The organism is Streptomyces spiramenti (assembly GCF_012034385.1).
GTDB classification, from domain to species: Bacteria; Actinomycetota; Actinomycetes; order Streptomycetales; family Streptomycetaceae; genus Streptomyces; species Streptomyces spiramenti.
Genome location: NZ_JAAVJB010000142.1, coordinates 1 through 13,452 on the forward strand (window position 1 = coordinate 1; position 13,452 = coordinate 13,452).

General features: G+C 75.6%; 12 protein-coding genes. 7 read left to right on the plus strand and 5 right to left on the minus strand.

Features of this window, described 5'->3' with window-relative positions; genetic code table 11:
• The 3 genes from HCJ92_RS16265 to HCJ92_RS16275 all read right to left on the minus strand — a co-directional run.
• Positions 1–1,086, minus strand: a 1,086-nt coding sequence (locus HCJ92_RS16265; RefSeq protein ID WP_167934322.1) for an alcohol dehydrogenase catalytic domain-containing protein, incomplete at its 3' end; no start/stop codon positions are given.
• Positions 1,083–2,291 carry an aminotransferase class V-fold PLP-dependent enzyme gene (locus HCJ92_RS16270; RefSeq protein ID WP_338054209.1) on the minus strand — a complete coding sequence of 403 codons (1,209 nt, stop codon included), beginning with the start codon at positions 2,289–2,291 and terminating at the stop codon, positions 1,083–1,085. The genes HCJ92_RS16265 and HCJ92_RS16270, both read right to left, overlap by 4 nt.
• Positions 2,288–4,399 carry a molybdopterin-containing oxidoreductase family protein gene (locus tag HCJ92_RS16275; protein WP_167934324.1) on the minus strand — a complete coding sequence of 704 codons (2,112 nt, stop codon included), beginning with the start codon at positions 4,397–4,399 and terminating at the stop codon, positions 2,288–2,290. The genes HCJ92_RS16270 and HCJ92_RS16275 overlap by 4 nt, the downstream gene beginning before the upstream one ends.
• Before the next feature lie 325 nt (positions 4,400–4,724).
• Here HCJ92_RS16275 and HCJ92_RS16280 point away from each other — a divergent pair, with 325 nt between their 5' ends.
• From HCJ92_RS16280 to HCJ92_RS16310, 7 genes are read left to right on the plus strand one after another with little or no spacing between them, the layout of a single operon-like run.
• Positions 4,725–6,113 (plus strand): TrpB-like pyridoxal phosphate-dependent enzyme, encoded by a 1,389-nt coding sequence (locus tag HCJ92_RS16280; protein ID WP_338054210.1) that lies wholly within the window; start codon positions 4,725–4,727, stop codon positions 6,111–6,113.
• On the plus strand, positions 6,107–6,943 hold the full coding sequence (locus HCJ92_RS16285; protein ID WP_167934326.1) for a TIM barrel protein: 837 nt from the start codon (positions 6,107–6,109) through the stop codon (positions 6,941–6,943). The genes HCJ92_RS16280 and HCJ92_RS16285 overlap by 7 nt, the downstream gene beginning before the upstream one ends.
• Positions 6,944–6,947: 4 nt before the next feature.
• On the plus strand, positions 6,948–7,943 hold the full coding sequence (locus tag HCJ92_RS16290; protein ID WP_167934327.1) for a deoxyribonuclease: 996 nt from the start codon (positions 6,948–6,950) through the stop codon (positions 7,941–7,943).
• Entirely contained in the window at positions 7,940–8,563 is a 624-nt protein-coding gene (locus tag HCJ92_RS16295) for a hypothetical protein (RefSeq protein WP_167934328.1), read from the plus strand. Before HCJ92_RS16290 ends, HCJ92_RS16295 begins: the two co-directional genes overlap by 4 nt.
• A gap of 42 nt (positions 8,564–8,605) precedes the next feature.
• A complete protein-coding gene (locus tag HCJ92_RS16300) occupies positions 8,606–9,235 on the plus strand; it encodes an NAD(P)H-dependent oxidoreductase (protein WP_167934329.1) in 630 nt (209 codons plus the stop codon).
• 21 nt (positions 9,236–9,256) lie between these two features.
• A complete protein-coding gene (locus HCJ92_RS16305; RefSeq protein WP_167934330.1) occupies positions 9,257–10,012 on the plus strand; it encodes a DNA alkylation repair protein in 756 nt (251 codons plus the stop codon).
• A 28-nt stretch (positions 10,013–10,040) separates the two neighbouring features.
• The gene (locus HCJ92_RS16310; RefSeq protein ID WP_167934331.1) at positions 10,041–11,738 is read left to right on the plus strand and encodes a class I adenylate-forming enzyme family protein; all 1,698 of its coding nucleotides are present in this window, start codon (positions 10,041–10,043) and stop codon (positions 11,736–11,738) included.
• On the opposite strand, the gene HCJ92_RS16315 is transcribed toward HCJ92_RS16310, so the two are convergent.
• Positions 11,669–12,280, minus strand: coding sequence for a hypothetical protein (locus HCJ92_RS16315; RefSeq protein ID WP_167934332.1), 612 nt, complete (start codon positions 12,278–12,280; stop codon positions 11,669–11,671). The genes HCJ92_RS16310 and HCJ92_RS16315 overlap by 70 nt on opposite strands.
• 285 nt (positions 12,281–12,565) lie before the next feature.
• The coding region (locus HCJ92_RS16320; protein WP_209311207.1) for a CoA transferase at positions 12,566–13,452 on the minus strand (887 nt) is incomplete at its 5' end.

The window sequence follows — 13,452 nt, forward strand, 5'->3', positions numbered from 1 at the left end:
GGGCTCGACGCCGTCGGGCACACGCCCGGCGGCGTCGGGCCCGGAGCTGTCGGCGAGGTCGAGCTGCACCTTGACGGTGGCGGAGCGTTCGGCCGGCCCGGCGGCCAGCAGGCCCGCCGCCGCGCGGGCCGGTCGGCGGTGGGTGACGAACGCCGCCGCCCGCTCCTCGTGTTCCGCCAGGAACCGCATCGCCGCCGGGAAGTCGCCGGTACCGCCGATGAACCCACGGATGGTGAGGCCCTTGGCGACGACCAGGTCGGGGCGGATCGTCCCGGGTCGGGGCAGCCCGAGCCAGACCACGGTGGAGCCGAGCCCGGCGAGTGTGAGGGCGCAGTCGATGCCGGCCGTGGTGCCCGAGCACTCCACCACCAGGGAGTACCGCGCCCAGTGGGCGATCGCCCGGTAGCCGTCGACGGCGGCGAGCTCGGCGGGGTCGGGCGGCGGGCGCAGTGCGGTGCCGGCCTCCAGCAGCCCCTCGACGGTGCGGCGCTTGACGGGATCGCTCTCCAGCAGCGTGACCCGGGTGGCGGCGAACTCCCGGTGCAGCAGCAGTTGCGCGGCGAGCCCCAGGGCGCCGGCGCCCACCACCAGCACCTCCGCGTCCCGGGCGGTGCGGGCCAGCGGGCGCAGCGCGTGGTGGACGACGGCGAAGAACTCCGCCATCGCGAGGGTCCCGGGGCGCAGCCCGTGCCGGTCGACATAGAGGTAGCGGCGGTCGACGGTCCGCCGCCGCACGGAGAAGCCGTCGACGGTCAGGCCGAACTTCTCGATGCGCTCGCAGCGGTTGCGGTCGGTGCGGCACTGGCGGCACCGACCGCACCAGCGGGAGCAGTCGCCGGTCACCGCGCGTCCCAGGAGCGGCCTGGCGTTGCTCCCGGCCGCCACGACGTGTCCGGACCACTCGTGGCCGAACCGCAGCGGATAGCGGCTGGGGCCGCCGTAGGTGCCCCGGAAGAGCCCGTAGTCGCTGCCGCAGAGGGTGACCCGGTCCACCTCCACGACGACCTCGTCCGGGCCGTCCGGCCGGGCGGGTGCGGCGGGCCGGATGTCGAGCCTGCCCGGCGCGGTGATGACCAGGTCGCTCACCGCGCCACCTCCTCCACCGCCGCGGCGAGTTCGTCGACGAGGCGGGCGAGCTGCCGTTCGGTCTGGTGGAGGTGGACGACCAGCCGGACGAAGCCGAACCGGCGGGAGACGGAGACGACGAACCCGCGGCGCTCCATGGCCGTCTGGACGGCCTCGGGATCGGGGCAGGCCACGCCGACGACCATCAGTTCCGGCGGAAAGGCGGACCGCAGCCCGGCCCGCGCCAGCAGCTCCAGGGTCAGCTCCCGCAGCCGGAACACCTCCGCCGCGTCCGCGCGGTACCCGGCGCGGCCCTGCCGCCGCAGCACCGCGTAGGTGGCGAGCAGCGCGGCACCGGGCCGGGTGCCGAGGAGCCCGAAGTGGTCGGCGGCCCCCCGGTAGTGGGAGGGGGAGCGCAGCGGGTCCAGCCAGGCGGGGTCGCGCACCAGCAGGTGGCCGGAGGGGATCGGCGCGCCGCCGTACTTGTGCGGGTCGACCGAGACGGACACCACGCCCTCGGTGGTGAACCCGGTGCTCGGAAGGGGGTGGCCCAGCTCCCCGGCGAACGGCACGAGGAACCCGCCGGTGGCCCCGTCCACGTGGACCGGCACGCCGAGCGAGGCGGCGTGCGGGGCGAGGGTGTCGATGGCGTCGACGGCGCCGCACTCGCTGGTGCCGGAGGTGAGGACGGCCAGGGCGGGCCGGTCGGCCAGCGCCTCACGGTAGGCGGCCGGCTCGGCGCGGTAGCGGTCGTCGAGGGGTACCCAGACCGGCTCCACCGGCAGCAGGGCGACGATCTTCTCGAACGAGAAGTGCGCGTTGCGTGCCAGCAGGACCCGGGGCCGACCGCTCCCGGTGTGGCGGCGGACCGCCGCCAGCACGGCGAGCAGGTTGGCCTCGGTCGCCCCGGAGGTGGGGACGCCGCCGGCGTCCGGGGCGCCGAGCAGGTCACCCAGCATCCGGGTGACCAGGACGGTGGCCCTGGGCAGGCTCGGGAAGATCCGGTGGTCGCCCATGTTGGTGGCCAGGTGCTCGGCGAACACCTGCCGGGCGGGGTCCAGCGGTTCCGAGCAGATCGAGTTGAAGACCGTGCCGTCGGCGTAGTCGTGGTCGTCGGCCCGCAGTTCCCTGATCTCGTCGAGGACCTGCTCGGTGGGCAGCCCCGCCCGCCACGCCCGGTGGAAGCCGTCGGGACCGGCCGGACCGGACGCCTCGGCGGCGGTCACCGGAGCTCTCCGGCCCACTCGGCCAGGTCGCCCCGCAGGCACGCCGCAACCACCTCGTCGGGGGCGGGCCGTACCGAGCAGGGGACGCCGCGCTGGTTGGAGGAGCCCATCGCGGGGTTCTCGTCGCCGTCGCGCAGCAGGCGGTTGACGTTGGAGACGCGCCAGGACCGGTCGGGCGGCAGCTCCGGGTACCACCAGGAGGCGCCGGCGCAGAGCACCCCGGGCAGCACCGCGTCCGTGACCCGCGCCCGGAACAGCGCCTGGCTGCCGTGGGCCTCCAGCAGGGTCCAGTCGCCGTCGGCGATCCCCTCGGCCGCCGCCGTGCCGGGGTGCATCTCCACGCGGGGGTCGGGCTCCCGGGCGCGCAGCGAGGGCACGTTGCGGAACTCGGAGTTGAAGTAGAACGTCGAGTGGCGGCTGGTCAGCAGGTACTCGCCGGCCCGGGTGGCGCGGGCCGGCGGCCGGTGGACGGGCATCGGGTCGTGGCCCATACGGCGCAACCCCTCGTGGTAGAGCGCGACACGCCCGCTGGGTGTGGCGAAGCCCCGCTCGCGGTACGTGAAGTGGCGCAGTTCGGTGGGCCGGTAGTAGCCGTCCGCCAGCTCCCGCCAGGTGGTGCCGGCGGGCGCGAGTCTCGCGTCGAGCGCGGCCCGGGCGCTCTCCCAGAAGCCGGGCAGCCCCAGCCGGCCGGCGAGGTCGTTGAGGATCTCCTCGTCGGAGCGGGACTCGCCGACCGAGGTCACCGCGCGGCGGGCGGCGACGTAGTTGGCGTGCTCGACGATCTGGTCGCGCTCCAGCCACCCGCCGACGGGCAGCACGATGTCGGCCATGGCGGCGGTGGGGGTGAGGAAGAGGTCGGCGACACAGAGGAAGTCCAGGGCCGACAGCGCCCGGTGGACCCGCTCGGAGTCCGGGTAGGCGACCAGCAGGTTGCTGCCGAGGACGGCCATGGTCCGCACCGGGTAGGGGTCGTGCTCCAGCACGGCCCGCCAGACGGCGGAGGGGTGCGCCCACCCCGACATGGAGAGCACGCGGTGGCGGTCCCCGCCCAGGCGCTGGGCGGCGCTCTCCGGGGGCAGCGCCTCGCTCATCGGCATGGACCGGCGCCCGATGATCGCCTGCGGGTCCCACAGCACGTCGCCGCCCGGGCGGTCGAGGTTGCCGCAGACGGCCGACAGCAGCACGGCGGACCGGGCGGTGTCGAAGGAGTTGCTGTGCTGTGCGGTGCCGGTGCCGAGCTCGATCGCCGCCGGGGCGGCGGTGGCGTAGCGGCGGGCCGCGCGGACGATGAGCTCCGCGTCGACCCCGGTGATCCCGGCGACCCGTCGGGGGTCCCAGGCCCTGACGTGCTCCGCGAGCTGCTCGTAGCCGGTGGTGTGCCCCTCGATGAACTCCCGGTCGACCAGGCCCTCGCCGAGGACGACGTGGAGGAGGCCGAGCCCCAGGGCCGCGTCGGTCCCCGGGCGCAGTGGCAGCCACAGCTCGGCGCGGGCGGCGAGCGACGTGCGGTGCGGGTCGACGACGATCAGCCGGGTGCCGCGCGAGACGGCGGAGAGCAGCCGGGTGCCGATGACGCCGTCGCCGTGGGTGGCTGCCTTGTTGCTGCCCCAGAGCAGGACGACCTCCGGGTCGTGCTCGTAGTCGCAGAAGGTGAAGCCGCCGAGGGTCAGGATGCCCGCCATCACCCGGGGGTAGAAGCAGACGTGCGCCGGGCCCAGCACGTTGGGCGTGCCCAGCGCGTTGGCGAACCGGAAGAGCCACTCCTGGTAGTTGCGGTCGGTGCCCTGGGCGAGGACGACGGACCGGGGGCCGTCGCGGTCGCGGGCGGCGGCGATCCGGTCGGCGACCTCGGTGAGCGCCCCGTCCCAGCCGATCGGCCGGTACCGGCCGCTGCCGCGCGGACCGGTGCGGCGCAGCGGCTGCCGCAGCCGGTCGGGGTGGTAGGTGTACTCGACCGAGGCGCGGCCCTTGGCGCACAGGAAGCCGGCGTTGTTGGGGTTGCCCGGGTGGCCGCTGACGGCGACCGCGCGGTCGCCGTCCACCGTCACCAGCGCACCGCACCCCCCGTGGCACATCCGGCAGACGGTGGGCACCTCACGCGTGGTCATCGTCGGGTCGCCGTCCCTCCCTCGACTGCACCGAAGGACCCAGCTGAGCACGGGGCGGGCGGGCGACGGGTGGGCCCGCCGGCCCCCGCGCCGCGCGTATCAACGCGGCCGGGGCGCGCTCCGGCGGGCGTTGACTCCCCTCGCCACGAACCGTGCGGGGGCTTCCGGCGCGCCGGACGTCCGCCGACGATCTCAGTGCGGACCGCCCCCGGGACCGCCCCCGGGACCGGCAGGTACCGGGGGCGGTCGGCCGGGGCCGGGCCGCAGCCGTCCGGGCCCGGCGGGGCCCGATCCTGTTCCCGCGAGCGAGGCGAGGCGTACAGCCGTGTCGATCGACGAGTCCATCAGCCCGCAGCTGCCGGGGGCCGTGCCCGTCCCTTCGGCGTGGCTCAACTTCCGGGGCCTCCTGCCCGAGGAGATGCCCCCGCCGCGCGACCGTGAAGGGGTGGCGTCCCTGGAGTTGGCGGCCAGGATCAGGCTGCGCGCCATCCGGGAGCAGGAGCGCTCCCGGGAGCCGCTGCTGCCGATCCCCGAGGAGGTCCGGCGCCGCTACGAGGAGATGGGCCGGCCGACCCGCCTGACCCGGGCGACGGCGCTGGAGCGGCACCTGGGGACACCCGCGCGGATCTACCTCAAGCGGGAGGACACCCTTCCCACCGGCAGCTTCAAGCTGAACTCCGCCATGGCGCAGGCGTACTTCGCCTCCCGCGAGGGCGTGCGCACCCTGGTCACGGAGACCGGCGCCGGGCAGTGGGGGCACGCCGTGCAGTACGCCGCACGACTCCACGGCCTGGAGAGCATCGTGTTCTGGTCGGGGGTCTCGGCCCGGCAGAAGACGGCGCGGCGCGTGGTGCTGTCGATGCTGGGGGCGACCGTGCACGAGTCGCCCAGCGCGCTGACCGCCGCCGGGCGCGCGGTGCGCGCCTCGGGTCGGCACACGGCCGGCACCCTCGGCACGGCGATCGGCGACGCGGTCTCCTACGCCTCGGAGCACCCGGAGGTCCGCTACGTCTCGGGCAGCAACCTGCCGCACGTGCTGATCCACCAGTCGGTGATCGGCCTGGAGACGAGGGACCAGCTGGCCGCGCTGGGCGAGGAGCCCGACGTCCTCGTCGCGGCCGTCGGCGGCGGCAGCAACCTCATGGGGCTGATGGCCCCGTTCCTGGAGCGGAAGCGCGCGAGGGGCGCCGGGTTGCGGCTGATCGGCGCCGAGTCGGCCGCCGCGCCCCGGCTCACCCGGGGTACGTGGCGGTACGACCACGCCGACCCCGGGATGCTGACACCGCTGTCGAAGTCGTACACCCTGGGACTCGACCACGAGTTGCCCGAGACGCACGTGGGCGGTCTGCGGCAGCACAGCGGATCGACCGCCGTGGGGGTGCTGCGTTCCGCGGGCTGGCTGGAGGCGGTCGCGTACGAGGAGCGCGACATCTTCGAGACCGGCCGGCTGGTCCTGCGGCTGGAGGGCTTCCTCCCCGCCCCGGAGTCGTGCCACGCCCTGCGGGCCGCGATCGAGGAGGCCGCCGCCGCGCGGAGGCCGACGGTGATCGTGGCGTGCGTGAGCGGCCACGGGCTGCTCGACGTCGAGGGGTACCTCGACGCCTTCCCGCCCGAGGGTGTCGGAGGCGGGTCGCGGACACCCGCGGCGGGGAACGCCCCACCCGAGCCGAACCGGCGGCCCGCCACGGCCGTCAGGAAGGAAACACCGTGCTGAAGCTGAGCTACAACTCCAACGGGCTGCGGAGCGTCCCGGTCGAGGACGCGGTCCGAGCCGTCGCGGACGCCGGCTACCAGGCCATCGAGTTCTCGCTGCACCCCCGGCACATCGACCCCTTCTCCTTCCGCCCCGCCGACGCCGACCGGCTGGCGTCGGTGGTGGAGAGCAGCGGGATCGTCGCCTGCTGCCTGGCGGCCGGTGCCGACAACCTGCTCGGCGCCGAGCGGTTCGAGCCCTCGCTGGTCCATCCCTCGCACGAGGGCCGTGAACGGCGGCTGGAGCTGACCGGCCGCGCGCTGGAGATCGCCGCGTGGCTGGGCGTCCCCGTCATCAACTTCGCGAGCGGCCCGCGCCGGGCCGACGTCACCGACGCGGACGCCGGGCGGTGGCTGCGGGAGGGGCTGGCGCGGCTGCTGGAACGCGCGGACGGGGTGGTCCTGGCGATGGAGCCGGAGCCCGGGTTCTTCGTGGAGTCCAACGACCAGGCGCTGGCGCTGGTGGACGAGTTCGCCCATCCGGGGTTGACCGTGGCGCAGGACCTGGGCCACTGCCGCGTGGTGGAGGAGGACTACCTGGGCTCCGTGTCGCGGGCGATGCGCGCCACCTCGGTGATTCAGCTGGAGGACATCAAGGGCCGCCACCACCACCACGAGATCCCCGGTGACGGCGACATCGACTTCGCCGCCTTCTTCCGGATCTGCCGGGAGCAGGGCTACGAGGGCTACTACAGCGTCGAGTTGTACAACCACTCCGACGACTTCGACGGCGCGCTCAAACGCAGCATCGCGCACCTGCGGGAGCAGTACGATGCCGCCGCGGCCGGCTGAGTCGGTGGCGGGTGGAACGGGCCCGCGCATCTTCGACCACCACGTCCACTCCGACGGACGCGACGCGGACGACTACGAGTTGATGGCGCTCAGCGGTGTCGACACGGTGCTGATCCCCTGCTCGGCGTCGAACGAGCTCCGGCACTGCGGCGCCTCCCACGACGCCCGCTTCGAACGGCTGCTGGCGACCGAGACCCGGCGGGCGGCGCACTTCGGGGTGCGGGCGTGGGTCGCGTTGTCGGTGCACGCCGCGGACATGGCGGGGCTGCCGGGCGCGCTGGCGGGCGTGGAGCGGCTCGCCGCGCGGCTGGACGACCCCCGGGTGCTCGCCGTCGGCGAGTTGTCGATCCGGCGGTTCACCGACGACGAGCTGACCCTCTTCGAACGCCAACTCGCTCTGGCGGCGGCGCGGGAGAAGCCGGTTCTGGTCGAACTGCCGCCCTCGCTGCCCGACTTCCACCGGATGGTCGCGGTCCTCCGGCGCACGTTCGACGCGGGGGTCGTGGACCCGGCGCGGGTGGCGCTGATGGACGTGGCGCCGCGGATGCTGTCCACCGCCGCCGGTCTCGGGGTGGGCGGCCTCGGCATCGCCGTCTCCCCCGCGGGCGACCGGATGTTCCAGGTGCGGAGCAAAACCGACCACCGGCAACTGCTCGACCTGCTGGAGGCCCACGGCCCGGACCGGCTGATGCTGAACTCCGGCGCCCACTTCGGCTCGGCGGACCCGATGGGGCTGGCGCGGACGGTGCTGCGGCTGCGGCTCGCCGGGGTCGCGCCGCCGGTGCTGGCGCGGCTCGCCCGGGAGAACGCCGCCGCGTTCTTCCGGCTGCCGGCGGACCCGGCGCCCGGCCCGCCCGCGGGCCGGGCTGTCGACCCCGGTGCCGCCGCCCACCACGAGGACCACCGGGAGCGGCAGGACCACGACAGCACCACCGGCATGACCAGCACCACCGGCACCGATCCCGCCACCGGCCACCGCACGGCAGGAGTGATGACGTGATGCTCTTCGACGCCCCGGCGGTACTCCCGCCCCCGGACGAACACCCCGCCCATCTGGACCGGCTCCTGGACCACCTCGTCCGTGCGCGGGCCACCCCGCCCGCCCGGGTGCTGGAGGAGTTCCTCGACGCGCCCGCCGACCCCGCGACCCTCGGCGTGGACGGGGTCCACCACGTCGCGGTCTACACCGGCGACTACCTCACGGAGGACGACTTCGACGACTGGCTGGCCTCGGTGGAGTCCCACGGAGCCTTCCGCGACGTCCGCACGGGTCCCTCGTGGATCGCCCCGCGCCGGTACGGCACCTCCGGCCACTGGATCAACCTGACCGCGGACGGCGACGAGTACGAGCTGTTCACCTGCCGGGCGCGCGGCGAGTGGGCGGATTACGGCGCCCGTCGTAGGGCGGCGCTGATGTCGCACCACGGCCTCTCGGTCCGCGACCCCGAACAGGTGGGCGCCGTCATGGACTTCCTCGGCGCTCGCCCCGGTGTCGAGCAGATCGCCCGCACCCCAGCCGACGAGCTCGGTCACACCTACGGCCATCTGCTGAACACACGCAGCGAGTTGGTCCTGGAGATCGTCCACGCCGGGGACACCTCCGCGGCGGCGGACCGATGACCGGCCGGTGGCCGCCGGCCGCGCGCGGGGAAGGGTGAGGCGGTGCAGCGGGAACTGGAGATCCTCGGCATCGCGGCGAGCGCGCGGAAGGACTCGACCAGCGGCGCGGCACTCGACCTCGTCCTCGCCCGCGCCGCCGAATTCGGTTGCCGCACGCGGACGTTCCGGCTGTCGGAGGTGCGGTTGCCGTTCTGCGACGGCGACAAGTCCGCGTCCTGGCCCGGGTACCCGGCCGTCGCCGAGTTCCGGCGGTCGGTGACCGAGGCCCACGGGATCGTCCTCGCCACCCCCGAGTACCACGGCGGCATGAGCGGCGCGCTGAAGAACGCGCTCGACCTGCTGGACTTCCCCCACACCTCCGGGCGGGTGTTCGGCGGGATCAGCGCCCTCGGCGGCCGATCGAACAGCAACGCGCTCAACCAGCTGCGGACCTCGGTGCGCTGGCTGCACGGCTGGATGCTGCCCGACCAGGTCGCCATCCCCGAGGGGCGCGCCGCGCACACCGACGGTAGGTTCCACGATCCGGTGGTGTCCGCGCGGCTGACGGCGCTCGCGGACTCCCTCGTCCGGGCGACACGCGCACTGGTCCTCTCCCCCGCACCGCACGGCGGGCCGCCCGAACGGGCCTTGCCGGGTGCCTCCCCGCAGCCGCAGGGTGGGCCCGACGCGTGACGGCGAGGGAGGGACCGGCTCATGGACGAGGCGACGACACGACTGGTGGCGGCGGTGACCACGGGGTTGCGGGCCGCGGGGGACCCGGAGACCGCAGAGGGCGCCAAGCGGTACCTCAAGACCGACCTGACCCACTACGGCGTGCGGCTCCCGGTGATCCGCAAGCTGGTCGCCGACGCGCTGCGCGCCCACGGCCCGCTCGCCCGCGCCGGCCTCGTCGCCGCCACCCGCGCGCTGTGGCACCCCGAGGTGCACGAGAGCAGGATCGCGGCGTCGGTCCTGCTGGAGCGCCGGTTCACCCTGCTGCGGGCCGAGGACACCGCCCTGCTGGAGGAGCTGCTGCGCGACAGCCGGACCTGGGCGCTGGTCGACCTGCTGGCCGGCTCCGTGGCCGGGCGCCTGCTGTTGCGTGAACCGACCGTGGTCGGGGTGTACCAGGGGTGGGCCGCCGAGGAGGAGCAGTGGATCCGCCGCTCGGGGGTGCTGGCCTTCCTGGTGCCGCTGCACGACGAGACGGGGTTCGACGCCCACTGGCCCGTCTTCACCGCACTGGCCGACCCGCTGCTCGCCGACCACCGGTTCTTCGTCCGCAAGGCGCTGGGCTGGGTGCTGCGGCAGACGGGCAGGAAGCACCCCGCCGAGGTGTACGACTGGCTGCTGCCGCGCGCCGGGCGCTCCTCCGGCGTCACCGTCCGGGAGGCCGTCCGGTACCTCGGCGACGCCCGGAGCGAGTCCGTCGCCGCCGCCTACCGAGGTGGCGCGCCGGGCCGGCGCTGACCACCCGCCCGCGACCGACGAGGGGCCCATGACCACCACCGACCGGCCGGCATCGCTCTTCACCGACCTCGTCCCCCGGCGGGTGCGCCGCGGCTGGGCGGCGCGGGGCCTGTACCGGGACCTCGATCTGTTCACGCAGTTCGAGACGCGGGCGGACCTCCTCGGCGACACCACCGCCGTCGTGGACGCCGAGGGGGCGGTCTCCTTCCGGGAACTCCGCGACCTGGCGCTGCGGCTGGCGGGCGGCCTCGCCGATCTCGGCGTCGCCCGCGGCGAGGTGGTCGGCGTGCAGCTGCCGAACAGCCGGCTGACCTGCGTGGTGGAACTGGCGGTCGCCGCGCTGGGGGCGGTGCTGATGCCGTTCCCCCCGGGGCGCGGCGGCCGGGAGGCCGCGGCGCTGCTCGCCGGCGCCCACGCGGTCTGCGTCGTCGTGCCCGGCGAGCACCGGGGCCACGACTACCTGACACCGGCGCTGCGGCTCGCCCGGACGCTGCCCCGGCTGCGGACGGTGGTCTGCGCGGCGCCCACCGACCGCGCCCCGGAGCTCGCCGCGCTGCTCCGGACCGCCCCCCTGTCGGCGGTGCGACCCGACCCCGACGGACCGGCGCGGATCATGGTCTCCTCCGGCAGCGAGGCCGCCCCGAAGATGGTCGCGTTCTCGCACAACGCGCTGGTGACCGGGCTCGGCGCCGTCGTCGCCGAGGTGCTCGTCCCCGGGGAGCGGCCCCGCAGCCTGTGGCTGGTACCGCTCTCCGCGGCGTTCGGCAGCAACGCCACGGTCGGCACGCTCATGGTGCACGGCGGCACGCTGGTCCTCCAGCCGCACTTCGACGCCGCCGACGCGCTGCGGCTCGTCGAACGGCACCGCCCCACCCACGTCTTCGGCGTCCCCACCATGCTGCGGCTGCTGGCGGAGGAGCCCGCCGCGCGCGGGGCGGACACCGCGGGCGTGCGGGTCGTGGTCGCCGGCGGGGCCAGGCTGGACGCCGCCACCGCCCGCCGCGCCACCGCGCTCTTCGGCTGCCCCGTCGTGAGCACCTACGGCTCCTCGGACGGGGTCCACTGCGCCATGTCGGACCGTGGCGACGGCACGGGCAGGGACGGGAGCACGCGCGGCGGGCCCGGCACGGACGGCGGGCCGGGCCGGGCGGACGGCGGCGCCCCGCGGCGGGCGGGCCGTCCCAACCCGGCGGTCGTGGACATCCGGGTCGTGGACGAGGAGCTCGACGACGTGGGACCCGGCCGGGTCGGGGAGATCATCGCCCGGGGCCCCTTCACCCCGCTCCGCTACGTGGGCTCGGACGGCCTCAACGCCCGCTACCGGGCGCCCGGCGGTTGGGTCCGCACCGACGACCTGGGCGTGCTGGACGCCGAGGGGCGGCTCTCCGTCGTGGACCGGCGTCGGGAGATCGTGCTGCGGGGCGGTGCCAACATCAGCCCGCTGGAGGTCGAGGAGCTGCTGCTGCGCCTCCCGGGCATCCGCGACGCGGCGTGCGTGGGCGTGCCGGACGAGGTCATGGGCGAACGGCTCTGCGCCTGCGTGGTCCCCGCCCCGGGGACCACGCCGACCCTGGCCGAACTGGTCGCGCTGCTCCGGGAGTCGTCGCTGGAGGACCGGAAGCTGCCGGAGCGGCTGGTGCTGCTGGCCGCGCTGCCCTACACCCCGACCGGCAAGGTCGACCGGCGGCGGCTCCGCGGCATCGCCGCCCCGTCGACCGGTTCCTGACCGCCCGGCGGCGCGGGCGCCTCCCTCCTCGCCGGGCACCGGACCGTCTGGTACCACTCGACGACGGGCACCTCCTCGGCGAGGAAGACCGGGCTGCACGGGTACACCTCGAACAGCGGGGCGCCGACGCCCGCGTCGCGGCGCGGGCGTCGCGGCGCCGCGCCCGTGACGACGGACATGTCGGAGAGGCGGCGAGAGTGGCACGAGCCCACGCGCGCCAGCGGACCCTCACCCATGATGACCTCGTAGCGGAGCCCGCTGACACGGTTCAGCCCGCGCCAGACGTTGCCGTTGTCCAGGTCGCCGTGGTCCACGCTCAGGCAGGCGTCGTACCGCACCTCGTCGGCCGGGCGCCGGTCCTGGAGGTCGTAGAGCACACCGACCGCGCGGGTGCGCGGGCCCGCGAGACCGCATTCGAACATCAACGCGGTCAGTCTGCGCCAGGTGTCCAGCCAGCTCGCCCCGCACCCGGTGTGGCGCAGGCAGAGCACCGGCGTGGGCCGGGCCGGGACGATCTCCCAGTGGTCGTCGGTCGTCGGCATGGGATGCCCCCTCGTCGTCGCCGTGCGTTCGTCGGTCGGTCCGTCCGCCGGTGTGCTCGGTCGCTCCGGTGCCCTCCCGGGGGGGCGCTGTCGTCGAGGCGAACGCGGCCCCGGCTCCGGGTCGGCGGCGCGCGGGGCGGTCCGGAGCCGTCCGGAGCGGCTGGGGCCGCCGGGGCTCTGACGCCGGGTGCCCGGTCACGGGGCTCTGGTCTCGGGGCTCGCGGGTCCGGTCGGGTGCCGGGGTCTCGGGTGCCGGGGTCTCGGGTGACGGGTCGGGCGTGTCGGTCAGGGGTCGGCCGGCTCGGCGGCGGACGACCAGGGGCGGGGCGGCAGGACGCACCCGCCGGCGGTGGTGGTCGTGACGGCGGCGAGCACCGCGGGCAGGCGGTCGGGGCGCAGCGAGGTCGTCACCGGTGCCGCGGCGGCCTCCCCCGGGCCTGCCCCGGGCGCGGTCGCCCACCGCCCCTCCCCCACGGGCACCGGGTCCGGTCGGTGGCGTCGCGGCGGCGGGTCCCGCAGCAGCCGCGCCGCCGACAGCAGCGAGGACTCCACCGCGCTGCCCCGCCCGGTCAGGCGGCGGTGGAGGAGCCCCGCCACCGCCGCCTCCGCGCCGAGCATGCCGCCGAGCGAGTCCAGGACGGTGAGCAGGGTGGGTCGCGGCGGCTCGGCGGGGTCCGCCCGCAGGGCGTCGGCGAGGCCGGAGTGCGCCTGCACCATGTAGTCCGTGGCCAGCGGCGGGTCCGGCACGGCGTCCGACCAGCCGGAGGTGTGGGCGTGCACCAGTGTCGGGTTGACCCGGTGCAGGGAGGCGCTCTCCAGGCCGAGCCGAAGCGCCGTCGCGGGCGCCCAGTTGTGGAGCAGGACGTCGGCGTCGCGGACCAGTCCGATCAGCTCCCGCCGGCCGGAGGCGCGCTTGAGGTCGATCTCCACGGCGCTCTTGCCGTGGTTGAACGCCAGCCAGACCGCGGCCTGTTCGCCGCAGAGCGGCGGCGCACCCCGCATGGGGTCGCCGCCCGGCGGCTCGATCCGGACCACCTCCGCCCCCAACTGCCACAGCAGATGCGCCGCGAGCGGGCCCTGGATCCGCCGCCCGACCTCCAGCACCACGACCCCGACCAGCGGCCCCGCCGGAGGCGCGGTGCGGGCCGCCGCCGGCCGGTGCCGCCGGCGGG